Origin of the sequence: Salinicoccus sp. Bachu38, assembly GCF_038561955.2 — a bacterium.
GTDB classification, from domain to species: Bacteria; Bacillota; Bacilli; order Staphylococcales; family Salinicoccaceae; genus Salinicoccus; species Salinicoccus bachuensis.
In genome coordinates this window covers 810,850-836,298 of sequence record NZ_CP138333.2, presented here as the reverse complement: position 1 = coordinate 836,298, position 25,449 = coordinate 810,850, and the positions used below count along the sequence as shown (strand labels likewise).

General features: G+C 50.3%; 26 protein-coding genes and 1 riboswitch. Of the genes, 12 read left to right on the top strand and 14 right to left on the bottom strand.

Translation table 11 applies throughout. The features are described from left to right. Positions 1–56: 56 nt before the first annotated feature. Complete coding sequence (locus RQP18_RS04155; RefSeq protein WP_342388903.1) at positions 57–980, bottom strand: AEC family transporter; 924 nt, start codon at positions 978–980, stop codon at positions 57–59. 202 nt (positions 981–1,182) lie between these two features. After that, positions 1,183–1,279: riboswitch (TPP riboswitch) on the top strand. An 81-nt stretch (positions 1,280–1,360) separates the two neighbouring features. On the opposite strand from RQP18_RS04155, the gene RQP18_RS04150 reads away from it, so the two are divergent. After that, positions 1,361–1,948 carry a YkoF family thiamine/hydroxymethylpyrimidine-binding protein gene (locus tag RQP18_RS04150; protein WP_342388902.1) on the top strand — a complete coding sequence of 196 codons (588 nt, stop codon included), beginning with the start codon at positions 1,361–1,363 and terminating at the stop codon, positions 1,946–1,948. A 48-nt stretch (positions 1,949–1,996) separates the two neighbouring features. Here RQP18_RS04150 and RQP18_RS04145 read toward each other — a convergent pair whose 3' ends face one another. Next, complete coding sequence (locus tag RQP18_RS04145; protein ID WP_342388901.1) at positions 1,997–2,428, bottom strand: VOC family protein; 432 nt, start codon at positions 2,426–2,428, stop codon at positions 1,997–1,999. A 183-nt stretch (positions 2,429–2,611) separates the two neighbouring features. Here RQP18_RS04145 and RQP18_RS04140 point away from each other — a divergent pair, with 183 nt between their 5' ends. Beyond that, positions 2,612–4,099, top strand: a complete 1,488-nt coding sequence (locus tag RQP18_RS04140; RefSeq protein WP_342388900.1) for an aldehyde dehydrogenase family protein — start codon at positions 2,612–2,614, stop codon at positions 4,097–4,099. Between the two features lie 274 nt (positions 4,100–4,373). On the opposite strand, the gene RQP18_RS04135 is transcribed toward RQP18_RS04140, so the two are convergent. From RQP18_RS04135 to RQP18_RS04125, 3 genes are all read right to left on the bottom strand, one after another. After that, positions 4,374–5,048 carry an O-methyltransferase gene (locus RQP18_RS04135; RefSeq protein WP_373446159.1) on the bottom strand — a complete coding sequence of 225 codons (675 nt, stop codon included), beginning with the start codon at positions 5,046–5,048 and terminating at the stop codon, positions 4,374–4,376. 64 nt (positions 5,049–5,112) lie between these two features. Further along, positions 5,113–6,372, bottom strand: a complete 1,260-nt coding sequence (locus RQP18_RS04130; protein WP_342388898.1) for an MFS transporter — start codon at positions 6,370–6,372, stop codon at positions 5,113–5,115. A 36-nt stretch (positions 6,373–6,408) separates the two neighbouring features. After that, on the bottom strand, positions 6,409–6,942 hold the full coding sequence (locus tag RQP18_RS04125) for a DUF1572 family protein (RefSeq protein WP_342388897.1): 534 nt from the start codon (positions 6,940–6,942) through the stop codon (positions 6,409–6,411). Between the two features lie 187 nt (positions 6,943–7,129). Between RQP18_RS04125 and RQP18_RS04120 the strand changes: the two genes are divergently transcribed. The 4 genes from RQP18_RS04120 to RQP18_RS04105 all read left to right on the top strand — a co-directional run bounded on the left by RQP18_RS04120 (position 7,130) and on the right by RQP18_RS04105 (position 9,254). Further along, on the top strand, positions 7,130–8,047 hold the full coding sequence (locus RQP18_RS04120; RefSeq protein WP_342388896.1) for a haloacid dehalogenase-like hydrolase: 918 nt from the start codon (positions 7,130–7,132) through the stop codon (positions 8,045–8,047). Between the two features lie 227 nt (positions 8,048–8,274). Beyond that, positions 8,275–8,550 (top strand): hypothetical protein, encoded by a 276-nt coding sequence (locus RQP18_RS04115; RefSeq protein ID WP_373446129.1) that lies wholly within the window; start codon positions 8,275–8,277, stop codon positions 8,548–8,550. 131 nt (positions 8,551–8,681) lie between these two features. After that, positions 8,682–8,900, top strand: a complete 219-nt coding sequence (locus RQP18_RS04110; protein ID WP_373446128.1) for a hypothetical protein — start codon at positions 8,682–8,684, stop codon at positions 8,898–8,900. A gap of 177 nt (positions 8,901–9,077) precedes the next feature. Then, positions 9,078–9,254: a hypothetical protein gene (locus RQP18_RS04105; protein ID WP_342388893.1), complete on the top strand. Its 177-nt coding sequence runs from the start codon at positions 9,078–9,080 to the stop codon at positions 9,252–9,254. A 45-nt stretch (positions 9,255–9,299) separates the two neighbouring features. Here RQP18_RS04105 and ric read toward each other — a convergent pair whose 3' ends face one another. Next, complete coding sequence (gene ric, locus RQP18_RS04100) at positions 9,300–9,992, bottom strand: iron-sulfur cluster repair di-iron protein (RefSeq protein WP_342388892.1); 693 nt, start codon at positions 9,990–9,992, stop codon at positions 9,300–9,302. 209 nt (positions 9,993–10,201) lie between these two features. Between ric and RQP18_RS04095 the strand changes: the two genes are divergently transcribed. After that, positions 10,202–11,065, top strand: a complete 864-nt coding sequence (locus tag RQP18_RS04095; RefSeq protein WP_342388891.1) for a PPK2 family polyphosphate kinase — start codon at positions 10,202–10,204, stop codon at positions 11,063–11,065. A 949-nt stretch (positions 11,066–12,014) separates the two neighbouring features. Here RQP18_RS04095 and RQP18_RS04090 read toward each other — a convergent pair. Both RQP18_RS04090 and RQP18_RS04085 read right to left on the bottom strand, forming a co-directional pair. Then, entirely contained in the window at positions 12,015–12,797 is a 783-nt protein-coding gene (locus RQP18_RS04090; protein ID WP_342388890.1) for a glucose 1-dehydrogenase, read from the bottom strand. Between the two features lie 87 nt (positions 12,798–12,884). Then, the gene (locus tag RQP18_RS04085) at positions 12,885–13,718 is read right to left on the bottom strand and encodes a dihydrodipicolinate synthase family protein (RefSeq protein WP_342388889.1); all 834 of its coding nucleotides are present in this window, start codon (positions 13,716–13,718) and stop codon (positions 12,885–12,887) included. A gap of 207 nt (positions 13,719–13,925) precedes the next feature. Between RQP18_RS04085 and RQP18_RS04080 the strand changes: the two genes are divergently transcribed. The 4 genes from RQP18_RS04080 (at position 13,926) to RQP18_RS04065 (ending at position 17,223) form a co-directional block, all read left to right on the top strand. Next, positions 13,926–14,612: a DUF1028 domain-containing protein gene (locus RQP18_RS04080; RefSeq protein WP_342388888.1), complete on the top strand. Its 687-nt coding sequence runs from the start codon at positions 13,926–13,928 to the stop codon at positions 14,610–14,612. Positions 14,613–14,639: 27 nt separating this feature from the next. Then, positions 14,640–14,804, top strand: coding sequence for a hypothetical protein (locus tag RQP18_RS04075; RefSeq protein ID WP_342388887.1), 165 nt, complete (start codon positions 14,640–14,642; stop codon positions 14,802–14,804). A 99-nt stretch (positions 14,805–14,903) separates the two neighbouring features. After that, entirely contained in the window at positions 14,904–15,797 is an 894-nt protein-coding gene (locus RQP18_RS04070) for a hypothetical protein (RefSeq protein ID WP_342388886.1), read from the top strand. 352 nt (positions 15,798–16,149) lie between these two features. Beyond that, positions 16,150–17,223 carry a YkvI family membrane protein gene (locus tag RQP18_RS04065; protein ID WP_342388885.1) on the top strand — a complete coding sequence of 358 codons (1,074 nt, stop codon included), beginning with the start codon at positions 16,150–16,152 and terminating at the stop codon, positions 17,221–17,223. A 38-nt stretch (positions 17,224–17,261) separates the two neighbouring features. Here RQP18_RS04065 and RQP18_RS04060 read toward each other — a convergent pair whose 3' ends face one another. Beyond that, positions 17,262–18,761, bottom strand: coding sequence for an aldehyde dehydrogenase family protein (locus RQP18_RS04060; RefSeq protein WP_342388884.1), 1,500 nt, complete (start codon positions 18,759–18,761; stop codon positions 17,262–17,264). A 151-nt stretch (positions 18,762–18,912) separates the two neighbouring features. Between RQP18_RS04060 and RQP18_RS04055 the strand changes: the two genes are divergently transcribed. Continuing rightward, positions 18,913–20,118: a hypothetical protein gene (locus RQP18_RS04055; protein WP_342388883.1), complete on the top strand. Its 1,206-nt coding sequence runs from the start codon at positions 18,913–18,915 to the stop codon at positions 20,116–20,118. An 11-nt stretch (positions 20,119–20,129) separates the two neighbouring features. Here the strand turns inward: RQP18_RS04055 and dapA are convergent, their stop codons facing one another. The 5 genes from dapA to RQP18_RS04030 are packed head-to-tail and all read right to left on the bottom strand — an operon-like array spanning position 20,130 to position 25,365. Continuing rightward, complete coding sequence (gene dapA, locus RQP18_RS04050) at positions 20,130–21,011, bottom strand: 4-hydroxy-tetrahydrodipicolinate synthase (RefSeq protein ID WP_342388882.1); 882 nt, start codon at positions 21,009–21,011, stop codon at positions 20,130–20,132. Then, the gene (gene nhaC, locus RQP18_RS04045; RefSeq protein ID WP_342388881.1) at positions 20,995–22,416 is read right to left on the bottom strand and encodes a Na+/H+ antiporter NhaC; all 1,422 of its coding nucleotides are present in this window, start codon (positions 22,414–22,416) and stop codon (positions 20,995–20,997) included. The genes dapA and nhaC overlap by 17 nt, the downstream gene beginning before the upstream one ends. 17 nt (positions 22,417–22,433) lie before the next feature. After that, the gene (locus RQP18_RS04040; RefSeq protein ID WP_342388880.1) at positions 22,434–23,177 is read right to left on the bottom strand and encodes a hypothetical protein; all 744 of its coding nucleotides are present in this window, start codon (positions 23,175–23,177) and stop codon (positions 22,434–22,436) included. Beyond that, positions 23,174–24,190: a proline racemase family protein gene (locus tag RQP18_RS04035; protein ID WP_342388879.1), complete on the bottom strand. Its 1,017-nt coding sequence runs from the start codon at positions 24,188–24,190 to the stop codon at positions 23,174–23,176. The genes RQP18_RS04040 and RQP18_RS04035 overlap by 4 nt, the downstream gene beginning before the upstream one ends. Beyond that, the gene (locus tag RQP18_RS04030) at positions 24,187–25,365 is read right to left on the bottom strand and encodes an NAD(P)/FAD-dependent oxidoreductase (RefSeq protein ID WP_342388878.1); all 1,179 of its coding nucleotides are present in this window, start codon (positions 25,363–25,365) and stop codon (positions 24,187–24,189) included. The genes RQP18_RS04035 and RQP18_RS04030 overlap by 4 nt, the downstream gene beginning before the upstream one ends. Positions 25,366–25,449: the final 84 nt, after the last annotated feature.

Genomic DNA, 25,449 nt, shown 5'->3' with positions numbered 1-25,449 from the left:
GAGTATAATTGTCACTCACCCGAACACTCAGTGACAGTTAAGCCACCCCACTCCTCCTAGAACAGCTGCATGGACAGGTAGATGACGAATGTCACGGTGATGCTGCTGAGCACTGTGGAATAAAGGACCACCTGGGCATGGAGTTCCGGTTCCACATCGTATTCGAGCGCGAGCGTCGCAGTATTCCTCGATGTCGGGAACGCACTCGCAATGAACAGCGACTGGGCGATGACACCGTCGATGCCAAGGATGAATATGAGTGCCAGGGCGACGGCCGGCCCGATGACCAGTCGGCCGAGGGCACTCCACGCGATGACCCTGTGGAACGAGCGGATTTCGATCTGTGCGAGCTGCATGCCGAGCAGGAGCAGCGCGAGGGCGGCAAACCCGCCGGCCAGCTGCTCGACCGGCACGCTGATGAAACTCGGCAGTTCGATGGTGAATGCCTGCAGAATGAATGCGGCCACAAGCGCATAGATGATCGGCAGCCTGAGCAGTTCGCGGAAAAGTTCCACGATGGACTTCGCATTCGACCGCAGGTTGTACAGGCCATACGTGAATGTCAGCAGATTCTGTACGACGAGCACGATGATCTGCACTGATACGCCCACCGGGTTGGCGCTGAATACAAGATGACTGACCGGCAGCCCATAGTTGCCGGAGTTCATCAGCGACACGCTGTTTTTCAGAGCGGTCCGTTCCCCGCCGCGAAGTCCGAGCAGACGGACGAATATTTCACCGACGACAATCATCGAAGCGATGAACAGCGTCAGATACAGTGCGAGTTGTCCCAGCAGTTCAAAGTCGATGTCCGCCTCATAAATATTCAGGAATACGGCAGACGGCAGAAAACAGTACGTCACGAGGTTCGCAATCGGCCTCAGACGAAATTCAAACTTCTTCTGGAGTATGACGCCGACACCAAGCAGAATCAGAATCGGCAGGATGACATCCAGAAATACAAGGGAGATGTAGGCCATAGCCTCCCTCCTTTCCAATCTCACCCCTATATTCTACCATTCTGCACCAGCTCTTCTCTAAAGCACTGCCTCTTCAACCGCTTCCAAACTAGGATATACGCCTTAGGGCTGAGTCATCCTAACTGTGGAGGCAATGGACAGCCCCCACTTTACACGCCGCACCTTCATCCGCTATCATGGAAATTGTAATGAAAACTGCATACCGATGCACTGGGGGCGCCTTAGGCTGAGACGGAGAAACCGGACCCTTACCACCCGATCTGGATAACACCAGCGTGGGGAAGTGCAGCCTTGTATGTACGCACCACTCCATACATCCGCTGCATTCCCTCGGGAGTGCAGCTTTTTCATTTTCAATAAAATCATTGGAGGCATGATGTATGGTACAGGAATGTGGAACGGAACGGATTGCAGGTTGCCAGTTCAACCTGAGTGTGATGAGCGACGACTTCGCTGATGTGATCCTCGGCGCACTGGATCAGGTCGTCACATCGAAAGTATGGAAAGACACGGATGATGTCTCGACGTGTGTGCGGGGACGGATCGAGCACGTTTTCGATGTGGTGAAGGCGGTCTATCTGCAGGCGGCAAAAACGGGGAAACATGTGGAAATGAGCGGCACCTTCTCCATCGGCTGTCCGGGCGACTCCTCCGGGGATACGCATATGGATGTGTCATCAGAGCGTATGAATGAAGCAGCGTCAACAGACATCCAGCAGAAAGCAGGATGCAAGTTCGCGCTCTATCCGATGAATACGACCAATTATATGGACGTCATCTACGAGCAGATCGACCTGTCGAAGGAAGCGGGTGTCACGGTCAGCCCAAGCCACTACGCCACACGGCTCGACGGTGAAGCCGCAGATATCTTCAATGCCATGGAGTCGTCGTTCACGAAAGTGCAGGAAGCGATAAGCCACACGACGATGACATTCACGATTTCAGCCAACAGTCCGTCAAACAGATAGGACGATATGAAAAGGAACGCCCCATCATGGAGCGTTCCTTTTTCCGTATCAGATGATCAGCATGTCATTCTCATCGAATTCCCAGTCCGCGCCATATGCCACTTCCCAGCAGTAGCCATCAAGATCCGCGAAGTAGCCGCTGTAACCGCCCCACTCGGTAGGAGCTGGGGGACTGATGATCTCACCACCCATTTCTCCGGCCCGCTTCAGCACCTGGTCCACTTCCGCTTCGGATTTTGCATTATAGGCAAGTGTAATGCCATTGAACTTTCCTTCCGTGTCGACTGCTTCGCGCCCTGTCTCCCCCGCCAGCTTCTCCAGTGGATAAAGGGCGAGCTTCGACCCCTTCATCCTGAAGAATACGATTTCGATCGCATCTTCGTGTCCCATGATGGAAGCCTCAAACCCCATTTTACGATAGAAATCGACTGCGTCCGAAATATGTTTTACACCGAGCGTAATCAGGTTGATCCTGTCCATGGCAATTCCCCTTTGCGATTAGGATGCGTAAGTCTAGAGCATTTTTATACTATAAATATACCATAAAATAGAAATGGATGCGGACTTGGCCAATGCCGGCCGGCTTCGTCCAGAATGTTTTGCTCCCCGCCTTGCCGGGAATTGATATTAATGGATAATCAGTAATATAAGGAGGCAGTCACATTGGCACTTAAACTCGCGACACCACTGACAGTGAATGCATATATCAACGGCGAAATAGTCGAAGCACAGAGTCACGAACCACGTGAGAATCCGGCGAAACCGGATGAAACAGCGGGCTATTGGCCGCAAAATACAGTAGAAGAGGCACAAAAAGCGATCGATTCTGCAGATGAGGCGTTCAAATCCTGGAAGCACACGGAGATGAAGGACCGCATCGAACGCATGCAGAAGGGGATTCAGAAGATAAAGGACAACCAGGAAGACCTGGTCAAACTGCTTTCCCGTGAGCACGGCAAGCCGGTCTATGATGCAGAAGGCGAAATGACGGTTTCCCTCATGTTCATGGAGTACGCAGTGGAGAACGCAGAACGCGTCTATAGTGAAGCGGTCAACGAAGATGAGCGTGGCAAGAACATCCTGCGCCATGATCCGATTGGTGTGGTATCCGCCATCAGTCCATGGAACTATCCATTGGCCCTCTCCACAGAGAAGATTGCACCGGCACTGCTCGCCGGCAATACGATGGTACTGAAACCGAGCCCGATGGCGCCGCTTGCAGTGACGCTTGTGACGCAGCTCATCGCAGAAGAATTCCCTGCAGGCGTCCTCAATATCGTCAACGGTGACGCAGATGTCGGCATAGAGCTCACTTCAAACGATAAAGTGCGCAAAATCGCCTTCACCGGCGGTACGAATACAGGACGCCACATCATGAAGGCTGCAGCAGACACGATCAAGAACGTGACGCTTGAACTCGGCGGCAACGACCCGGCCATCTTCCTCGATGATTTCGATGTGAATGATGAAGCGGCCATGCGTCGGGTCGTGATTTCTAACTTCCTGACAGGCGGACAGATCTGCATGATTGCAAAACGCATGTATGTGCACGAATCCATCTATGACCAGTTCGTCGAGAAGTATATGGAAGCAGCGGATAAATGGCTCCGCATCGGCGACCCGACACTGAAAGAGACCACAGTCGGACCCGTCAACAACAAAGCACAGCTCGAATTCGTCCAGGAGCTCATCGAAGACTCCAAACAGAACGGCTATGACATCAGGCAGGTCGGCAATGTTGCAGACGAGGAGTTCTTCAACAACGGCTACTTCATGTATCCGACTGTCGTACTCGGTGCCGACTATGATTCCCGCATCGTGGCCGAAGAACAGTTCGGTCCGGCAGTACCAATCCTGAAATTCAAGGATGACGACCATGCGGTCGAACTCGCCAACGACAGCGAACTTGGACTGACAAGTTCTGTGTGGGGTGAGGAAGAACACGCAATCGAAGTCTCCAAACGCATCGAAGCCGGTGTGACGATGGTCAACACCGCAGCAATCCAGGGACTGGACATCCGCTATCCATTCGGCGGTGTCAAACAGTCCGGCATCGGCCGTGAATACGGCGAGGAAGGCATGCTTGAATACGTGGACTCCCATTCCATCAACGTGCCGAAGACGAAGGACCTTCCGCATATTCCCCAATAAAATTTAAAATATCCGGGCGACCTGAACAGGTCGTCCGTTTTTTATTCTCCATAAAAAATCTCCTTTGAATGGGGGATTGCCATTCAAAGGAGACAGGTAACGAATCGGGATTGATTGAAACCAGTTGATATTTGCAAGGGATTTACGGGGCTTCAGACAACCGGAGGTGGATCTGAAGCTGATTCCATCATATCAACGGAATATTGATATTCGTTTAAAGGAAAGTAAAGATTCTGTTTAGATAGTGGTATGGCAGATGGCATGCCATTCCGTCCTATTTCACAACACCCATCAGGAAGCCGTCATACCCCTTCTGGCCGACAGTCTGGATGGCGGTCGTCTCGATGCGGTCATCACGCTCCAGCATATCGAACATCTGACGGATATACGGCACGGCCTTCTCTTCCGTGTCATCGATGATCCGTCCCTGCCGGACGACATTATCGACGATGATGACGCTGCCCTTGTTGGAGAATTTCAGAGCCCATTTGAGGTATTCCGTATTGTTCTCCTTGTCTGCATCAATGAAGATGAGGTCGAAACGCGAATATCCACGCTCCATCAGCTTCGGCAGCCTGTCGAGTGCCTGCCCTTCGATGACATCCACTGATCCAGGCAGATCGGCTGAGGCGATGTTCCTGCGCGCCACTTCTGCATGATTCGGATCCGCTTCAATCGTCGCCATGCGGCCGCCCTCCGGCAGTGCACGGGCAAGCCATACAGTGCTGAAGCCGCCGAGGGTGCCAATCTCAAGGATGGATTTGGCATCGACCATCTTTGCCATCAGGTAAAGCATCTTGCCATGTGCCTTCGACACTTCGATGTGCCGCATGCCTGCATCATCGGTCTCTTTCAATATATGCTCCATCGTGTCATCCGTCGTCTCGAGCTTCTCTTCGAAATATTCATCGACTGCCTTCCATGTCTCTTCCATTTTCTGAGCCTCCATCATTTTATTTTTCCTCGTTTACCCGCACAGATGGGGGCGGAAAACTCGGATTTTCCCGTACGGTTCAATTTTTTTCTGGATGCATCAGATAAAGTGCCGGTATGAGGCCAAGTGCCAGCACTCCGCCGGCGATGGACAGGAAGCCGAATCCGGCGCCAGCGGCCACGATGCCGGACAGCGCCCCGCCTGCTGCGCCCGAGAGCGCAATCAGCACATCCACCGTCCCCTGCGTCTTCGCCCGGGAATCGGGTACCGTCGCATCGACCAGGATCGTCGTTCCGCTGATGAGGCCGAGATTCCACCCGACGCCGAGCAGCGTCAGGGAAATGGCCATCATGGCAAGTGACTCCCCTGGTGCGACCGCTGCAATGATGCCTGCGATAAGCAGGATGACAGCCGCTGCAATGGTCATCGCCACCCGGCCGATTTTGTCAATCAGTATGCCGGTGAAGAGCGACGGCAGATACATGCCCGCAATATGGAAACCGATGACCATCCCGATCGCACCGAGATCATGGCCGTGGTTCCCCATATGTACAGGTGTCATCGTCATCACAGCCACCATGACGATCTGCGTCACTACCATGATGAGGGCGGCGAGCACGATGCCGCGCTGATCGTTTTCCGTCCGCTCCGTCTCATCGATGGTTCCGACTCTTTGACGCTCCGCTTCGAGTACCCGGGCCACCTTGAACGGATCCGGACGCAGGAATAGGAGCAGTACGAGCCCTGCCGTGATGAATGCCGCACCCGCCAGGATGAATGGGCCCGCGAGTTCCGGCACGTTGATCATTCGTGCAAAATCGCCCATCACCCCGACAAGGTTCGGCCCGGCCACGGCACCGAGTGTCGTACTCACCATGGCGATGCTGACGGAAGTCGCCCGCTGGTGCTTCTCAGCCAGATCCGTCCCGGCATAGCGCGCCTGCAGGTTCGTCGCCGTGCCGGCACCATAGATGAAGAACGAGGTGAACAGCAGCATCGGACTCTCCATTATCGCAGCTGCAACGACACCCGCAGCGCCGAGTCCTCCGGCCATGAATCCTGCCGCGAGACCCGTCCGGCGCCCCATTCTCTGCGACAGACGCCCAACGAGGAAGGCCGCCAGTGCGGAGCCGAGCGTGAACAGTCCGACCGGGAGCCCCGCCAGTGAATCCGTGCCGAGCATATCCTGCGCCAGCAGTGCGCCGACCGTGATGCCCGCAGCCAGACCCGCCCCGCCGAAGATCTGCGATATGACGACGATCAGGAGCGTCCGCCGGTACAGCCTTGCCTTCTTGTCTGGATTGCCTATGTATACATCGAGCCCGTGATCTTTATTCATATGGTCCACCGCTTTCCAAAATAAAGGAAGCGCCTGCTACGCTTCCCCGTCCGTCTCTCTTTTCAAGTATTCCTCGGATTTCCCCTTCGGTATGCTCAGCGACTGCCAGTCCTCCCCTTTAATCTGCTTGCCGATGAACATCATCTGTCCAATATGCGTCGCATAGTGCGAATGCTGCCGCTCCAGCGCTTCCAGGATCGTGTGGTCTTCACCCCGGATCTTCTGAGTGCGCAGCAGATCTTCCACCGTGAAGCTGTTCAGTGCATTGAAGAAAACCTGCCAGCCATCCTCCCAGGCGGCGATCACATCCGCTTTCGTATCGAGGTCATCCTCGAATTCATCATCCCGTCCGCGATCCGCCTTCTCCCCGTCTGACGTGAATACACCCGTCCACCGGGAATACATGTTGCCCCGCAGATGCTTCGCCAATATCGCAATCGTATTCGATGCCTCATTGTATCTCCAATGCATATCCGCATCCGACAACTGATCCAGCGTCCGGTCGCCGAGGCGTTTTATCTCCTTGAACCGTGTGCGGATGACATTCAGGAACTCCTGTTCAAATTTCATGGTCCTCTCCCCTTCATTTTTAGAAAATTGTTACTTTCACTATAGCGGAAATGGAAGCGGTTGCCAATGTTTTATAGGGGACGGTCCAATCGTCATGATCGAACCACGAATGACAATTGAATCATCCAGCTGTCAAAATCCCTGATAAATGGATAGAATAAAATTAATATGAAAGGGGACGATATACATGAAAAGACTGCTTGACTGCAACGCTTCCGACTTCATTAAAATGACGGGACAGGATCTGAAACAATCGATCAAGGCAAGCGAAGGCCGCACCATGCTGGCTGAAACGATGGCGGCCGTACCCCCGCTCTATCCGGATGTCACGAATGCGGAACTCACCGCATCATTCGGCGCCGATCTGCTGCTCTTCAACGTATTCGATGTATTCCACCCTGAAGTCCAAGGCTTCACCCCACGAGAACCGGATCAGGTCATCCATGAAATAAAGAATCTCATCGGCAGACCGGTCGGCCTCAATCTCGAGCCGGTCGATCTCGCTGCCGAACAGATTGAAACGCTTAATGCCGTGGACCGGGGACGCATCGCTTCAGAGGAGGCGCTCGCACAGGCGAAGGCACTCGGCTTCGACTTCATCTGCCTCACCGGCAACCCGAAGACCGGCGTGACGAACGCCGAAATTACGAATGCCATCAGCCGTGCACGCAAAATCTTCGGCAGTGACGCGCTCATCATCGCTGGCAAGATGCATGGCGCCGGTGTGACGAGTGAAACCGGCAGCGGCATCATCTCCGAATCTGCTCTCGACGCCTTCGTCGATGCCGGCGCAGACGTCATCCTTATGCCGTCACCCGGAACAGTGCCGGGCATCACCACCGAAGACGCACAGAAATATGTTTCATATGTCCATTCGAAAGGCGCGCTCGCCATGCTCACCATCGGGACCAGCCAGGAAGGTGCAGATGAATCGACCATCCGCCAGATCGCTATCGCTGCCAAAATGGCCGGGGCAGACATCCACCATATCGGTGACGCGGGATGCTACGGCATCGCGGTGCCCGAGAACATCATGACATACGCCATCACAATCCGGGGGCGCCGTCATACCTATGTACGCATGGCCCGCTCCATCAATCGCTAGAGTCTGCTTGAGGACGGACTTTATTCCTTTAATATCTCATTACGAAATAATTGTAATCTTTGGTATTATAGGACCAAGAAAAAATACACATGAGACGCTATCGCAAAATGGAAGAGGAATAAGGAGGCAACGCCTATCAGCACGATTCGGCCGCTGCAGATCATGCGCTATGGTCTTGTCGGGTTCGCGCTCGTCATGGACCAATTTCCACAACTGCCCTTTGCCACATGGCAGACCCAGCTGATCAATGCATGATCGCACTGATCTATATGATGACGAAGCTCAACGATGGAGCCTCGGAGGAAAAGAAGGCAGATTCATGGACGGAGGCACTTACCTTCTATTTGTGTATATTCGGCTTCATCACCTTCCTGAATCTGATCGGCGGTGAATCATCGATCGGCCTCAGCTTCGGCAGTGATTCATTCTGGCTTGCAGCCCTTGGGGCATTTCTGAAAATCTACGGGACATATGAGGCGGCCACAGCTCCCAAAGACAGCTGAACTAGCATAGCCTACTACTCAACAAAGGGGATGAGAACATCAGGATCCAGAAGATACTTTCAGCATTCGTAGTCATCATTTTTTCAGTCATCATCGTTCTCGACCAGTTTCCCTCCCTGGCGTACTCGAACATGCGCACGATTGCCACACTACTTGCCGTAATGGTCGTACTGGCAATCAGCGGCAGCATCTACGGCCATATCGACCGGAAGAAGACAGGGAGGAAGCACAACCGGGTCCGGCTGTGCTTCCTTTTTTTAGCGTATGAACAGATGTCTGACGAATGTGCCCACCACCCAGAGAGCAAATTCGATGAAACTCTCCGGGTGCTTCTGGATTTCCAGCCTTGAAGGCACATAGTCATTGTCCGCGTGTTGCCTCAAGTAGTCATCCGGCCCCTTATAACCCCGATGCATCCGCCATACCCCCTTTGTTTCATCATACCCTTTCCCATTCATCCAAAAAACAGATTTCAGAAGGTTATGGTAAAATATAGAAGAAAACCATCATCCAAGAAAGGACATCCCATGAACAAAAAAATATTCGGGGACAGAAAAGTCCTCATCGGTTTTGCACTATCCTTCCTGTTCAGCCTCCTCGCCATCACCCTTGCTGCAAATGACGTCGGCTACTGGATCGTCTGCGTCGTCCTTGCGTTCATCCTATTATTCGCAAGCACCACCAGAGCACAAAAAAGCCAATAAACAAAAATATCCCGGGAGCGGCCTCCCGGGAATCCTTCATACCCCTTAGATTGCTTTTCTGACACGCTCGAACAATTCGTGGTTCTCCAGATGTACGTGGTCGAATGTGTCCTTTTCAAGCTTTTCGAGCCGCGCATACACAAGTCTATACGTCCCGCATGCATTGGCGTGCGGCGTAAAGTCGCTTGTAATGTCACGGATTTCCTTCAGGATATCTCCCACAGCTTCATGCTCCCCTTCGAGCTCACTCACATGCGGCCGCACTTTTTCAGCCAATTCAGGTGTCGGGTTTTCCATGAATTCGATGATCATCGGAAATACATTTTGATCCTCGTCTTCCGTATGCTCGACCATTTCATGCTTCAGTATCCGATACAGCTCCTGTATTCTCACCAGATGCGGTTCATTCGGCCCATGCTTGCGGGCAAGCTTCGTCACATACGGTGTCAGGGCCGCAAACTCGTCCATCAGCTCCTGGTGGTACCTGTTCTGGATGAACTTCACGATCCCCTTCTCATCCAGATACTTCGGCTGAATGCCGGCCGCTTCATGCTGCTCGATATGGTTGATCTCCTCAAGCATGCCCTCGAGGTCCAGTCCACGCTCCTCCACTGCCTGGGATATCGGCATCTTGCCGCCACAGCAGTAGTCGATTCTGTTTTTCCTGAATATATCTGCACTCTTCGGAATTTCCTTGACGATTTCGCTGACCCACATCTCACGGTTTACTGTAGTCATATTAACCCTCCTGTTTTAAACATACATTTTAAATACATGTTTAATATAACACATCATTATCCTTTGTGACTCCGCTTTCAATGTGAAGTATTGAACATTTAGTGACAGCGTTTTATTTGGGAAATAAAAGCCCCCCTTTCCGCTTGTATACGGGTTTAAATCAATAGTCCGGGGGTACACTTTTATAAAATGGCAAAGGAGCAATCCCGATGAATTTAGATGATTATAGACTGACAGGAAACAGGAAAATAGATCTTGGAGAAATCCCTACCACCGAGGGCAAGACGGATGAAAATGAAAAGATCAGGGACGAAGTCATACCACCGCTTGTCGACCGGCTCCAGCTCCTGCATCAGAAGCTGAATGCCGAGGAGAAGCATGGGATACTCGTTGTGCTGCAGGCACTTGATGCCGCTGGGAAGGACGAGTCCATCAGCTACATCTTCTCGAATTTGAACGCACAGGGCCTTAAGGTCACGACATTCGGCAAACCGACCGAAGTGGAACAGAAGCACGACTACCTGTGGCGCATGATGCCGGCGCTCCCCGCCCGCGGTGAGATCGGCATATTGAACCGTTCGCACTATGAGGAGGTCATCGCCCCGCGGGTGCATGACAATGTACTGCTTGATGGGGACTATCCGGCGGGTGTCGATGAGGAATCCATCTGGCCCATGCGGTACAAACAGATCAAGAATTATGAGAAATACCTTCACGACAACAACATCCACGTTGTGAAATTCTTCTTCCACATGTCGAAGGACGAGCAGAAGAGGCGCCTGGTTGAACGCATGAAGGATCCGGACAAGCAGCACGAATTCTCCTTCTCCGATGTCGAGGAACGGGAATATTGGGATAAATATCAGGAGGTGTTCGAGGATATGCTGAACGAAACATCCACCGAATATTCCCCTTGGTATGTCCTCCCCGCCGATGACGAGTGGCATACACGCCGGCTCGTCAATGAAGCCATGATTGACCTGATGGAGAAGCTCGATCCGAAATTCCCGGAAATGACCGGCGAGGACAAGAAGAAACTCGAGGAGTATATAGAGAAGCTTGAGAATGAATAGGACCATACAGAAGATACCCTGGAGAAATCTTCTCCAGGGTATCTCTTTGTACTCTGTTAGGGGCCGCCCGTCAAGGTTTATTTTATTGTCGTACTATATTCTGTATCAGTCGCCGTCCTCACCTGTCTCCACGGTTTCAATGTCCCGGTTTCCGATTACAATCATTTCGACTGTTTCGGAAGCGGCATTATCAAGTGTCACCTCAAACTTCAAAGCATGCTCGCTTTGAATCAGCCATCTTTTTCACCCACATCTTCGAAGCTTCTGCTATCGAACCCGCTTCTTCTGTCCGTTCTTGTTTATTAGCAACTTCTTCCTTGGTGATATCCGTTTCCTTATCGGCATCATCTTCGGATTTGACCTCTTTTTTCTCTACCCTTGTCGCTTCTTCTGTTGAAGCCTCTTCTGAACTTCAATCTCTTCTTCTTTTTCCGCAATCGGCTCCTCTGGACTCTAACCTGTTTTCCTATAATTGATTTTTATTTCATCGTGATGCACTTCAGATGACTCTTTCCAATGGTTTGCTTCCCCGACCAGGAACCAAGGTGACCTGTTCATCGTGTTGAATATTTACATCATCCTCATGCCACAAATATAATATAACATATTTTTACACTTTAGTACTAATTCGAGATAAATTTTATATTTTTTATGTAAGTTTTTTAAAATATACATATTATTCTTTTTTATATAGTAGATTAATACACTTGTCTAAGACCAACCAAATTATCGCCCTCTTCCTTTTCCAGAGTCCTTGGTGTCTTTACCTTCCCATCTATTTATGTTATTTATTTTAAATTAATATGCACCCGTTATTTTTAAATCATATTCAATATTTCCATAAAATGTATTAGATTTGTAATAAATATTTTCACTGAACATCTCCACAAAAAATAAAAATATCCCGCCTCCAATTGGAGACGGGATCAAACATCCACTGTTCATGCATCTAATATTTGTACGACTGGCCACCGTCGATCGGGATGACCGTGCCGTTGATGAACTCGGATTCCTGGCTGAGCAGGAAGGAAACGAGAGCAGCGACTTCTTCGGGTTTACCGAAGCGCTTCATCGGATTGACGCTGACGAACTCCTTACCTGCCTCTTCCCAGTTCTCGCCGCCCATCTGACGCAGTGAGCCTTCGACCATGGCGGTCATGATGGCGCCTGGCGCGATGGCGTTGACGCTGATGCCGTATTCACCGTATTCGACGGCGGAGTTGCGTGTGAGCCCGACGACGCCGTGCTTGCTTGCGGAATAGCCGGACTGGTTGCCGACGCCGCGGATGCCGCCGACGGAGGCGGTATTGACGATTGTGCCGGAGCCCTGTTCCTTCATGACTTCAAGCACATATTTCATGCCGAAGAACACGCCGTTCAGGTTGATGTCGATGACCTTCCTGAACTCGTCGATGCCGTAGTCCTGCGTGAGGTTCTGTTTCCCTTCGATGCCGGCGTTGTTGAAGAATCCGTCGATGCGCCCGAATTCCTCGACCGTCTGGTCGACGTAGTTCTTCACTGCCGCTTCATCGGAAACATCTGCTGTAATCAGCAGTACATCGGCATTTGAATTCTTTTCCTTAACGAGATTCTGCGTCTCTTCAAGTGCTTCAGCATTCAGGTCGACGAGCGACAGTCTCGCGCCTTCCTCTGCTGCATAGACCGCGGCCGCCTGGCCGAGCCCGCTTGCTGCACCTGTCATGAGAATGACTTTTCCATCAAGTTTACCCATAAAATGACCTCCTATAGATAGGTTCTTGCCACGCCATTCTCTTCCCGGCTCCTTGTGTTCCAAAACCTCAACAGGTGGACGAATGCCTCAGCCTCCTGCATTGCCGATCGGTGCTCTGCATCCACCCATCGATGCACCCGCCTGGTTGAGCAATCTTTTCAGGTTCACGACGGCATTACCCTCATATACCTCTTCCAGGATTTTCTTCACACGTCCATTCTCCTTTGCACCGGCTTCCTGTCCGGTGACGAGACCTTCGAACCATTCCCTGATTTCTGCCGGGGCGACATTTCCTGCCATGGAGGATAGACGGTCATATCCGTATGTCGTCTTCTCCTCAAGGTTCCCTTCCCCGCCGGCATAGAAATAAAGATCCTTCCCGTGCTGATCCTTTTTGACCCGTTCGATCTTCTCCCTGTCGCCGGCGTCCTTTATGCCGATGACGGAATCCAGCCTGGCAAGTTCAATAATGCTTTCCGCCGTCAGGTCGAACCCGGTCCTGCCCGGGTTGTTGTAGAGGATGACCGGTTTGCCGGCCAGCTCGATGAGGCGCTTTGAATAGGCCAGCGCCTCCGCCTGTGACGGCCGGACATAAGGCGGGTAGCCGAGCATGATGCCGGCCATTTTTGTTTCACGCACCGCTTCAGCCAGCTGCTCCGCTTCCTTCTGTCTGATTGATGCGACACCGAATATGATCTCCATACTGCTGATGAGCACTTCCTCCTGCTCCAGCGCATTCACCATTTCAAGCTTCTCTTGGAGGTTCGTGCTGTGCTGCTCTCCGGTCGTCCCGGAGACGAGCACCGATTTGACACCCTGTCCATGCAGGTTTCGGATATGGTCCATCGTCCCTTCGATATTCAAGGATTCATCGTCAAAAAAAGCGGTCGGAACCGCAACATGAAATTTTTCTGTCAGCATTCTTTTATCTCCTTTATCCTCTATTCGGCATGAATCGATGCCGTCGTGCAGTACTGCCAATATCACAAGTGTACCACGATTTCAGAATCATTTTGAAATCTGACCTGGTTTCCAATGATTAACATGCATGCAACCCGGCTATCTATATAATACAGGAGGTTTATGGAATAGAACCCACATACTACATATAGAGGAGAGTTGATCTACATGCTTGAACTCAATACGTTTTCCATTACAGCACGGTGCGGGAAAACCGGACAGCTGGGTGTCGCGGTATCGACGAAGCTGCCGGCGGTGGGCATGCTTTGCCCATTCGTCAAAGCAGGTACCGGTGCCATCGCGACCCAGTCGTTCGTCAATCCATACATCGGCATCCGGGGCCTGGAGTACCTCTCTCTGGGCATGACCGCAGAGGAAGCCAAAGAGAAGATCATCGCAGAAGAACAGGACCTTGAACTCAGGCAGTTTGCGATCGTCGACCGGCATGGCAATACGGCTGCATTTTCAGGTGAGCGGTGCGAAGGCTACTATAACCATTTCGAAGGGGATGGATTTGTCGTGGCCGGCAACATGCTGGTGAATGAAAAGACGCTGACGGACATGAAACGCACATACGAAATCCATTCCGACCTGGAACTCTCGGAACGGCTGCTGCGCGTCCTCCAGGCCGGACAGAGGGCAGGAGGTGACAAGCGCGGAAAACAGTCTGCAGCACTCAAAGTATATGACACGGAAGACTATCCGCTCGTCGATCTCCGTGTCGATGAACATGAAGACCCCGTGGCGGAACTCACGCGCGTGTATGATGTCACCAGGGAAGAACTCTTCCCGTTCATGCCACAGATGCCGACAAAACAGGATCCAGGCGGCAGCTTTAACCCGGATGAGGTGTAGAATAAATAGAATGGAAAGGAGCATTCGATGAAGAAGATATTCAGTATTATGCTGATGGCAGTGTTTATTGCAGGATGTGGCGGTACAGACAATGGCGCTGAAGACGACCTGTCGAGTACAGAAGACAAGCCGACTGAAACGACAACGGAAGATGATATGGAGGAATCAACGGATGAACCGGATGCAGACTAGAGTTCCGAGGGTCCGTCAAGCAGGAAAGTGACAGGGGAGCCAAGCGGTCATTCCGATCCGGATGAGGTGTAGGCAAGTCAGAATATAAAGGAGCATTCGATGAAGAAATGCTTGAGTATTTTGCTGATGACGCTGATGATGCTTTTGATTGCAGGATGTGGTGGTACCGACAATGGCACTGAAGACGACCTCCCGGATACGGAAGACAAGACGACCGAGACGACGACTGAGGAAGTGACGACCGAGGAATCCGCTGCTGGAGGTTCAGCGACGGAAGAAAGCACGGAAGAAGCGCTGGAAGAGACGACTGAGGAAGCAACTGAAGAAAACCAAGCGGAGACGAATGGTACGGAAGAAGCAGCGACTGGAGGTTCTTCAGGTGGGTCTTCCGCCTCAGGACCGTATGAATATAACGTCGTCACAGATTCTGTGGGTGAGGCATGCATCATGAACCGCCTCGCTGCAGAATATTGTGACGGGGTGACGATGCAGGAGAAGTTCCTCGCCTACCATCACCTGAACTTCACAAATGAGCTGCCGATTTCACCGAACATCGGCTGCCTCAAGTGCATGGTGGACTATTCATTCGCTGTCATGGACGGCAGCCAGGAACCGATTGGCATCAATGAAATGGATGCGAAGGGCGCACCATTCACGCCGGAACTCGGGACTTTCTTGGAATCCTACGCCTATGAACTCGCCAACTTCTTCAATGGACACCCCAACCGCCTGATGGAATATATCGGGCAGCAGAGTCTGGCGATGTCATATATCCACAATAACAATATCTCCGGCAACTACGCTGACCATACGACACACGCCGTTGATGTGCAGAACATAGAAGACATGGGGGATGGCACATATAAAGTGACCATGTACCGTGAATATGAGCATGTCACCTCCAACGGCGTCGGAAGCGGCACGGTCGAGTACACAGTACAAGAAACGCCATATGCATTTGAAATCGTCAATTTCATGGCGGTGGACAATTGACCAGTAGAAGGCCACTAGAAATAGTGGTCTTCTACACTTTTATTACTTTCAAAAATTGCCAATGATTGACTTGAAAATTTCATCATTTATGAAAATCGTTGGAGACCTTGCCACCACTTGTGCGACCCTTGTTTTTAAAAGCGCTTACAAAGCATACTATAAAATTAAATTTCATTTCATTTATTATATAGTTTCGCTATAAATTTACAAAAGCAAGTTTGACATCGCCACAACAGGTATGTTTATTATAGGTAGTGTGAAATAACTTTCAAAAGAGATACATAAATTTATATGACCATCCCCCCTCATGCATATCGGGATGGATTTAAACTTGGGAAAATGGAGTGATTATTTGAGTAGTCAACAGGAACCTCTCAAGATCGGGTTTGCCTATGTCGGTGTGGTACTGGGTGCAGGATTCTCCACCGGACAGGAAATGCTGCAGTTCTTCACCAACTACGGAACAATGAGCTATTGGGCGGTCATACTGTCCGGCCTGGTCATCATGTTCATCGGCCGTCAGGCATCAAAACTTGGAAATCGTCTGGATGCAGAATCGCACCTGGAACCGATCAACGAAATGTTCGGAGAAAAACTCGGGAAAATCATCGACTACATATTGATATTCTTCCTATACGGCGTCATGGTCATCATGCTTGCCGGTGCAGGGTCGGCCTTCTATGAAAGCTTCGGCGTCCCTTCATGGCTCGGCTCGCTGATTCTGGCAATCGCAGTATTCATCACATTGAATTTGAGCTTCAACAAAATCCTCGTGGCACTCGGCGCAGTGACACCATTCCTGATTGCGTTCGTCATGATCATTGCGGTGTACAGCTTCCTGAACCCGAGCGTACCCTTCAGCGAGGCCAACACGTACACGGATGTAGCGAAATCACCATCGGGTGTCTGGTGGTGGGACGCGCTGACATACAGTGGAATCGTCCTGGCGATGGCGTTCAGCCTGCTGTCCATCATGGGCTCACAGGCTTCCGGGATGAAAGCGGCACGTAAGGGCGGACTCTTCGGCGGCATCATGCTGCTCGTCCTCCTGATACTGTTGAACGGCGGACTGCTGGCACGCATCGATGTGACCCATGCGGCAGAAATCCCTTCACTGATACTGGCAAGGGAGATCCACCCGATACTCGGACTGGGACTTTCACTCGTCATGCTGCTGGTCATCTACAACACGGCAGTCGGCATGCTCTACCCATTCCTGATACGCTTCTCGGATCCATATACGAAACGCTACAGGATCCTGCTCGGCGGCGGCCTCGTCATCGGCTACTTCCTGAGCCTTGTCGGCTTCGTCGGCCTCGTGAACTTCTTCTATCCAATCCTTGGATATGTCGGGCTTCTGCTCGGTGCAGCATTGACCGTCAGATGGCTGAGAAGCAAGTTTGCAACGAAACAGACGGCACAATAGACATAGAAGCGGACACCTCACGGTGCCCGCTTCTTTTTTCATTTCTGTTTCATATTCACAAACACGCTCTTCACTTCGATATAGTTGGAAATGCCATAGTCGCCGCCCATCTCCCTGCCGACACCGGACTTCTTGTAGCCGCCGAACGGCATTGTTTCCCACTCGAGGCCGAAGTCGTTGATCCATACGGTGCCGCTCTCGAGCTTGCCGGAAATATAGTGGCCGGTACGGATGTTCTCCGTCCAGACGCTTGCGGCAAGGCCATACTCGCTTGCATTCGCACGTGCAATCACTTCATCGACGGTATCGAATGGCAGGATCGACATGACGGGGCCGAAGATCTCCTCTTTCGCAATCGTCATGTCATCTTCCACATCAGCGAATATCGTCGGTTCGACGAAATAGCCTTTATCACCGGTATGGTTGCCGCCCGTGATGAGCCGTGCATTCTCTTCCTTCCCTTTTTCTATATACCCCATGACAGTATCCAGCTGCTTTTTGGAAACGAGCGGGCCCATGTCGGTCGAAGATTCGATGCCGGGACCGAGTTTCACCGCTTCCGCCCTGCGCTTCATTTCCTCTATGACTTTTTCATATATCGGACGCTGGACGAATACACGTGTCGTCGCACTGCAGTTCTGCCCGTGATTATACATCGTGCCATCGAAAATGCCATCGAGCGAGCTCTCAAGATCCGCATCCTCGAGTACGATGCTCGGGGACTTGCCGCCGAGCTCTAGCGTCACACCCGTAACATTGTCCGCTGCATTCCTCATGATGGTACTGCCTGTCTTCGTCGACCCGGTAAACGCGAGCTTGTCGACTTTCGGATGCACATTGAGTGCACCACCCGCCACACTGCCGGAGCCGGCAATGATGTTGACGACGCCTTTAGGGAACCCGGCTTCATTGAACAGCTGGCCGATATAGAGTAGCGACAGCGGTGTTTCGGCTGCCGGCTTGATGACGATTGTACACCCGGCAGCCAGTGCCGCCCCCATTTTCCAGCCTGCCATCGCAAGTGGGAAGTTCCATGGAATGATCTGTCCCACGACACCGACCGGTTCATGAAGTGTGTAGGTGACGTAGTCCGGAGAAACATTCGTCGTCTTGCCGAATATCTTCGTCGCCCAGCCGGCGTAATAGCGGAAATGCTGGACGGTGCCGTCGACATCATCCTCCAATGCGACATGATACGGTTTCCCGTTATCCAGTGCCTCGAGCTGTGCCAGCTCCTCACGGTGTGCTTCCAGAAGGTCTGCGAACTTATAGATCATACGCTCCCGCTCCGCGGCTTCCATCCGCGTCCACGGCCCTTCGTCAAACGCCTTTCTCGCCGCTTCCACCGCATGGTCCACATCCTCCTCCTGTGCTTCACTGAGCGTCACGATTACTTCCTCTGTTGCCGGATCGACCACATCAAATGTCTTGCCGCTTGCGCTTTTGACATACTCCCCATCAATGAAGAAGCCTTCCAGCTGATCGAGGAATTCCTTTACTCTCGGTTTCAGTTCTCCTGTTGGCTTTAGATCTGTCATTTTTCACCCTCCTATATAAATTTATATAAAAAACTCTCAACTTCAAAAAACAGGTTGGCATAATAATTTCTTAATGAATATATGCATGTTCTGGAAAATATTCTGACAAGTTGTATAATTATTGTAACAGGTCATAAAGGGAGGCATTCCAATGCTTATACTGGAAAACCATATTACCAATACTACGTCTCTATCTCTCAACCACTACCTTTATCACGGCATAAAACTCTTTAAATCCAATAACTATGAGCTGGTCAGATACATACACGATCAATGCAACGATAATCCCCTGATCTATATTGATGAAGAAAAAATGCCTTTGGAAGTACTGGCACACCATCATTCAAATCAGGAATCATCCATCATGGATGAACTTCTCATGCACTTCAATTGCTCTCTTGGGCGCCCGGACAGGGAAATCATGCAGACACTGCTCCATTCACTGAACCCCTCTGGTTTTTTGGGAGCATTTTCAATTGAAGTATCAAAACTCCTCAACGTGCCTATAGAAGTAGTGAATACAAATATTGAAAGACTCAAGTCCTATGAGAACCTTGGGATCGGTTGCTGTGACGTAAAGGAATATATTGAATTCCAACTCAAGACTAGAGGCCAGTATAATGAAGGGCTCTTTTCACAATTTTTTAATCATCTTGATGACATCCATCAACAGCAATATGACTTCCTTAATGACGGTCATGTAGGAAAAGATACGTTTTTGGACTACATGACTGTCATCAAAAGCTGTAGTCTATCGCCATTGACGCCTGATGTGAACATGTTCATAGAACCGGACGCCGTCATTGAATCGACAACCAACAGCACTCTGAGAATAAAAATCTCTGACTATCTGATGGATAGTATTGTATTTGAACCTGTCCGTCTTCGGACGGATGATTCTGATTTCAATGACAGGATGGCACGTTACAAGCAGGAATATGAAGAGCTCGTCTCCATCTTGAATGCACGAACACTATACCTGAAGCAAATTCTCTCTGTCATCATTCACGTACAGGAAGCATACCTTCTCAAAGAAAAGGAGTACCTCAACCCCCTGGACCAGACAGAACTGGCAGAACAGACCGGGCTAAGCCCCGCCACCATCAGCCGACTGATTGCTGATAAGCACATTGCCACCCCGCGGGGCGCTCTGCCGATTAAGGCCCTACTGTCAAAGAAGGTTACAGGCAACACCTCAGCAAGCCTTGTAAGATTCATGATCAGCCAGATTGAAAACTTCAGAACGGTTTCCGACAGTAAGATTGCGGAGCATTTGAAACAATATGATATCCATATTTCACGACGTACAGTGAACAAGTATAAAAATGAAATACTCTCCCAACTGAAAGAGGTGTAGTGCCTCGTTTTCTAATTCAGCTTTTCCATATGGCCCTTCAACTGTTCTATCTCCTCATCTGATAGACCAAGCCTTGGCTTTCTGGATGGTCCTCCGCTCAGACCTTTCAGATCCATTGCCTTTTTGACAATCTGCACAAATTTCCCTGAGTTTTCAAGGAACTCACATAGTGGCAACAAATCCTTATATATTTCTTTAGCTTTATTATAGTTGCCCGCTTCTACATGCTCAAGCATTTTGGAAGCACTGTTCGGGGCGATATTCCCTGCTACAGAAACCCAGCCGGTGGCACCATGCAGGAATGATTCGAGAGCCATATCGTCAGAACCACAGAATATTGTCAGATTGGAATTTCTGGCAATGTCACGAACTTTCCTGATCTCTCCACTGGATTCCTTGATGTAGTTGACATTCTCCAGTGTCTGGTCGATTTTATATAGCGTATCAAGTTCAATATCGACTCCTGAAGTGAACGGATTATTGTAGATCATTACCGGGGTCGAGACTTGATCATTCACGTCCTTGAACTGATGGTAGATTTCATTCATGGTCGGTCCACCATAGTACGAGTTTATCAGCAGGAGGCCATCCGCCTGATGTTCTTCTGCATGGGCTGCAAATTTCAGTGCCTTATCCGTACGTTCATCCGATATGCCGACGAGCAGCTGTGTATCCGTATCTTTGACCATACCGCTGACCATTTCGACGATCTTCATCTTTTCTTCATCATCCAATGATACAAATTCCCCTGTACTGCCGACAATGACAATGCCGGAAACTTCCTGATCCAAATAGTATTTTACATTTTCCTTCATCCCATCGTAGTTCACGGAAAAGTCCTCATTCATCGGTGTAATCAATACTGGAAAGACGCCTTTAAGCTGTTTGTTCATTTATATTCTCCTTTTCTGTTTTAGTTTTTTCCTTGCCTAAAATGAATTTGCCTGTGTAGCCGTAGATCAGAGTGATGATTATGACGAGGAACCCATACCAGAAGAATGGAAGATACGCCAATGTGGATACACCCAGCGTTGCAGCCATGAACACGCCTCCATCAGACCATGGCACCATCGGTGTGGTCACTGTCCCACCGGCTTCCGTATTTCTCGATAGCAGTGACCGGTCCAGATTGAGGCGGTCGTAGTTTTCTTCGGTAATCTTTGTACCAGTGAGCAGGGAAACGTATGCTGCACCACCAAAGAATACACCGAAGAAAGCTGCAAGCATCGTCGTCAATGTTACATTGCCGGTATTTGTCGCCCAGTTGGCGAATATATTCCCAATGACTTCCAGCGCTCCGATTGCCTGCAGGAGCCCTCCGACACCCAAAGCAAGAATAATCAGCAGGATGACTTCAAGCATGAAAGTAATTCCTCCGCGGTTGAGCAGGTTGTCGATGAAGGCGATGCCGGTCGAAAGGCTGCTGCCGGAATAAAGTGCCTGGATTGCTTCGATGAAACCGTAGCCCTGGAACCATGTTGCCCACAGACTGCCAAGCAATGCTCCAAACAGGATGACCGGTACCGAGGGCATCCTCATGACAAGCAGTGCAATAACAATGGCTGCTGGAATCAGCATCACCCAGGAGATATTGAAAGTGCTTGCAAGTCCCGTCATCGTCTCTTCAGCAATGGAAAGATCTCCGCTTCCACTATATAGCACCGCACCGACAATCCAGTATAGTATTGCCGCTATTATAAACGCCGGAAGCGATACATAGGACATGGACTTGATGTGACGGAACAGGTCCACTTTTGACAACGAGGCTGTCATCACTGTCGTATCCGACAGCGGAGACATTTTGTCCCCAACATAGCACCCTGAAATCACCGCTCCGGCAACAAGGTAGATCGGCAGTCCAAAACTTTCACCGATGCCCATCATTGCGATGCCTGCTGTACCGGCCGACCCGAAGGAAGTTCCCGTCGACAATGCTGTGATTGCGCAGATGATCATCGCCGCCATAAGGAAGATGCTCGGACTGATGATATTCAACCCATAATATATCAGGGTAGGAACGACTCCCCCGGCAATCCATGTCCCGATCAGGGCACCGACTGCAATAAGTATCAGAATGGCCCCCATCCCTTCATAGATCCCTTTCAGAATACCTTTCTCCATGTGGAAGTATGAGTTGCCCAGATAAAGGCCGACCCCCATAATCATGAACCAGATTGTAAGCAGTGCAAGTTGAATCGGCAGTTCCAACAGCAGTATGAACGAGAACATGATGACAACGAACATCACGAGAATGAACGCGAGTATCTTCCCGCTCGGAAGTTTTCTCTCCTTTGTCATAATAAAACCCCTTTGTATTATTTGATGATGAATCCCTCTGTATATATATCCGTATCGTCAATGTAGAATTGCGAATTTGAAATGAAGTGGAATGGATGACCATACTCTCTTTCAAAAGCGTCAATATCCACTTTTGCTCCATTAAAATGTCTGATGGACCCCCACCTGTTCTGTTCATGTAAAACTGACAGCACTTCATGTACTGGGTGGGCGACCATTTCTCCATCCCCATCAATCACTACCTGGCTGCTTCCATTAAGATATACAGTGTAATCCCAATCATTTTGTGCTGTGAGCCGCCTTTTGATTTCAGATATATTCTCTATCGATAGTACCACTTCCGTTTCAAGCAGCCCGATCATCCTGCCATCGACCGCATACGCCCCCTTCCACCCATCAACATGTGACAGGTCGGAGATATTCAGATGATTCCGGCTCAATATAATATTTTCTTCGTCATATATCACCTCGTAAGTATCCCTGTATGGCAACCCGCCGCGTTCGATCAAAGTGTTAACGAGTCCCTTAAGCAGGATTTCACAGTTGTGGACTTGAAAATGGGTCTTGACCGTTACGTGCAGCTTCTCTTTTTCAATATCATAAACCAATAGATTCATATACTTGCTGCCACGCGGTTCGTTGAGCAGAAGCTTCTCCATATCGTAATCACCCGCTGTGCATCTGACTTCATTCCCCTGCACCATGCGTATCAGTTGTCCATGAACATGCACATCATAGCTGTTCACCACTTTTCTTATCATTCAACCACCTCCTGGAGTTCAGGAATCAAAAGATACCCTTGACTGAGCGGATCGTCTTCATTCATATAGAAGTCATGACGTCCCATGAGCCATGCAGAGCCGGTGATCAACACTTTCAGATAAGTGGCCTCCCCTGAGGATTCCTCTGATAGTATTTTTGCGGTAAATTGCGAACCAGTGATGCTTTCATGGACAATGCCCTCTCCCACCTCCATACGATCCAGATGATGCAAGGTGGCTGCTTTCGCACAAGTGCCGGTACCGCAGGGTGAACGGTCGATACCGCCTGGAGGCACTATGACTGTATTTTTTACAGGATCACCATCCTCATAAAGCTCCATATGAGTCAATTTGTCGATGAATGGATAGGATGGGTGTCTGACTTCGTATGTTTCATTTATGATGTCCCGAATTTCCATCGCTTTCATGACGAGTTCTTCGGATTTTCCGACTTCCAGCGAGAGCCCTATATCCGAAGCCTTGATGATGCCATAGAAGTTTCCGCCATACGCAATGTCACACCGTATATCCTCCAACCCATCATAATCCACATGAACCGTCTTCAGATGGAAGGAATCGGTACTGATGAAGCTGACCGCTTCGACCTTCCCATCCACCACCTTGCATTCGGCCTCGACGATGCCTGCCGGCGTATCCAGTACGACATTTGTCACAGGTTCCTGTCGTTCTATATATCCGAGCTCGACAAGCGCCGTACATGTGCCGATGGTGTCGTGGCCACACATTGGCAGATAACCACCCGTCTCAATGAAGATGACACTGAAATCCGCCTTTGGATCAAGCGCGGGGAGCAGGATGGTTCCGCTCATCACATCATGTCCCCTGGGAGGGTTGACCAGGAACTTGCGGATGTGGTCATGATTCTCTTTCATATCTATCATCTTCTCCTGGATCGTTTCTCCTTTCAGTGCAGGCATGCCTGCCACGACTGTCCGTGTCGGATTACCGCCGGTGTGGGTATCGATGGTGATGAACTGTTTGCTGTTTATCATGAGTGCACCCCTTCCTTGAACCTTCCGATGCTGAGGGGAGTCAGGTCCTCCTTCAGATTATCCGCCAGCATTTCCGCCATCCATTTTCCTGTAATTGCACACAGCCCAATGCCATCCCCTTCGTGACCCGCAGCTACATAAAAACCGCTGACGTTGGTTTCCGATATTATAGGGAGATGATCGGGCGTCCACGGTCTGAGTCCGGCGTAACTGCGGATCAGGGACATGTCCTTCATCTCAGGAAAGAAGTGGATGGCTCTTTTTGCAATCAGCTGTACAATCTTATGATTCACCTTATTATCGTACCCGACGAATTCCCTGCTGCTTCCAAGCAGGAAGTTCTGGCTCTCCGTTGCTTCATGAACCAGAGCAATACCGTAGGTGTTCATTTCTTCATCAGCCACCCTCTCCCTGCCAAACTTTGTCATGAGATATCCGAACTCCTGGATTTTTCTCGTCCCCATCAATTCTGTTCGGGAAGAGACAAGAATATGTCCCTTTCTTGGTTTTATCGGAACATCCACTCCCAGCTTCTCCCCGATTGCTGGCGCAAAGACACCTGCAGCATTAACAACCCTCTCCGCCCTGAATTGTTTTTCATGAGAATGGACGTTAAACCCAGTGTCCAATTTTTCAATGCCCGTGACGGGTGTATGTTCATAGACTTCACATCCATACCTTTCTGCCTGGTGGGCAAAAGAGAATGTCAGCATATAGGGATTAAGTGTCGCATCATTCGTGCATTCAATGCCCCCGACCAGATGATCCGAAAAATATTTTGAATCATTCTTCAAATCCGCTTTCGTCAACTTTCTGAAGAGCGGCCTGCCTCCATTTTCTTGGTTATGGTAATCCACCCATTGATAGGCCTGCTCGAGTTCTGCTTCATTTTCGCACAGGAATATGCTGCCGGGCTGACGATATTCGAATGGCATCTCCAGCATGTTGGGTAGATCATCGATCAAAGCCTGGCTCTTGATGGCCATGCGGCTGTCGAACCCGGGCTCCTTGTCGATCAGCAGTACATTGCCATCGCATTTTGATGATGTGCCGGAGGCAAGCGTACTGCTTTCAAGTATCGCAACCTTCATTCCCTGCTTTGATGCATAGTAGGCGATGCTCGTACCAATAATACCGCCCCCGGCAATCACCACATCATATACTGCATGGTTCATATCACTTTCCTCCCCTCTTACTGCAGTAAAGAAATAAACATGCCAACTTTAAAACCTTCAATTCTTTGTTAATTTGCTTAAAAG

Coding starts and splice junctions, on each gene's coding strand:
- RQP18_RS04155 (WP_342388903.1), bottom strand. CDS start 980: ATGGCCTACATCTCCCTTGTATTTCTGGATGTCATCCTGCCGATTCTG.
- RQP18_RS04150 (WP_342388902.1), top strand. CDS start 1,361: ATGGTACAGGAATGTGGAACGGAACGGATTGCAGGTTGCCAGTTCAAC.
- RQP18_RS04145 (WP_342388901.1), bottom strand. CDS start 2,428: ATGGACAGGATCAACCTGATTACGCTCGGTGTAAAACATATTTCGGAC.
- RQP18_RS04135 (WP_373446159.1), bottom strand. CDS start 5,048: ATGGAGGCTCAGAAAATGGAAGAGACATGGAAGGCAGTCGATGAATAT.
- RQP18_RS04130 (WP_342388898.1), bottom strand. CDS start 6,372: ATGAATAAAGATCACGGGCTCGATGTATACATAGGCAATCCAGACAAG.
- RQP18_RS04125 (WP_342388897.1), bottom strand. CDS start 6,942: ATGAAATTTGAACAGGAGTTCCTGAATGTCATCCGCACACGGTTCAAG.
- RQP18_RS04120 (WP_342388896.1), top strand. CDS start 7,130: ATGAAAAGACTGCTTGACTGCAACGCTTCCGACTTCATTAAAATGACG.
- RQP18_RS04115 (WP_373446129.1), top strand. CDS start 8,275: ATGGCAGACCCAGCTGATCAATGCATGATCGCACTGATCTATATGATG.
- RQP18_RS04110 (WP_373446128.1), top strand. CDS start 8,682: ATGCGCACGATTGCCACACTACTTGCCGTAATGGTCGTACTGGCAATC.
- RQP18_RS04105 (WP_342388893.1), top strand. CDS start 9,078: ATGAACAAAAAAATATTCGGGGACAGAAAAGTCCTCATCGGTTTTGCA.
- ric (WP_342388892.1), bottom strand. CDS start 9,992: ATGACTACAGTAAACCGTGAGATGTGGGTCAGCGAAATCGTCAAGGAA.
- RQP18_RS04095 (WP_342388891.1), top strand. CDS start 10,202: ATGAATTTAGATGATTATAGACTGACAGGAAACAGGAAAATAGATCTT.
- RQP18_RS04090 (WP_342388890.1), bottom strand. CDS start 12,797: ATGGGTAAACTTGATGGAAAAGTCATTCTCATGACAGGTGCAGCAAGC.
- RQP18_RS04085 (WP_342388889.1), bottom strand. CDS start 13,718: ATGCTGACAGAAAAATTTCATGTTGCGGTTCCGACCGCTTTTTTTGAC.
- RQP18_RS04080 (WP_342388888.1), top strand. CDS start 13,926: ATGCTTGAACTCAATACGTTTTCCATTACAGCACGGTGCGGGAAAACC.
- RQP18_RS04075 (WP_342388887.1), top strand. CDS start 14,640: ATGAAGAAGATATTCAGTATTATGCTGATGGCAGTGTTTATTGCAGGA.
- RQP18_RS04070 (WP_342388886.1), top strand. CDS start 14,904: ATGAAGAAATGCTTGAGTATTTTGCTGATGACGCTGATGATGCTTTTG.
- RQP18_RS04060 (WP_342388884.1), bottom strand. CDS start 18,761: ATGACAGATCTAAAGCCAACAGGAGAACTGAAACCGAGAGTAAAGGAA.
- RQP18_RS04055 (WP_342388883.1), top strand. CDS start 18,913: ATGCTTATACTGGAAAACCATATTACCAATACTACGTCTCTATCTCTC.
- dapA (WP_342388882.1), bottom strand. CDS start 21,011: ATGAACAAACAGCTTAAAGGCGTCTTTCCAGTATTGATTACACCGATG.
- nhaC (WP_342388881.1), bottom strand. CDS start 22,416: ATGACAAAGGAGAGAAAACTTCCGAGCGGGAAGATACTCGCGTTCATT.
- RQP18_RS04040 (WP_342388880.1), bottom strand. CDS start 23,177: ATGATAAGAAAAGTGGTGAACAGCTATGATGTGCATGTTCATGGACAA.
- RQP18_RS04035 (WP_342388879.1), bottom strand. CDS start 24,190: ATGATAAACAGCAAACAGTTCATCACCATCGATACCCACACCGGCGGT.
- RQP18_RS04030 (WP_342388878.1), bottom strand. CDS start 25,365: ATGAACCATGCAGTATATGATGTGGTGATTGCCGGGGGCGGTATTATT.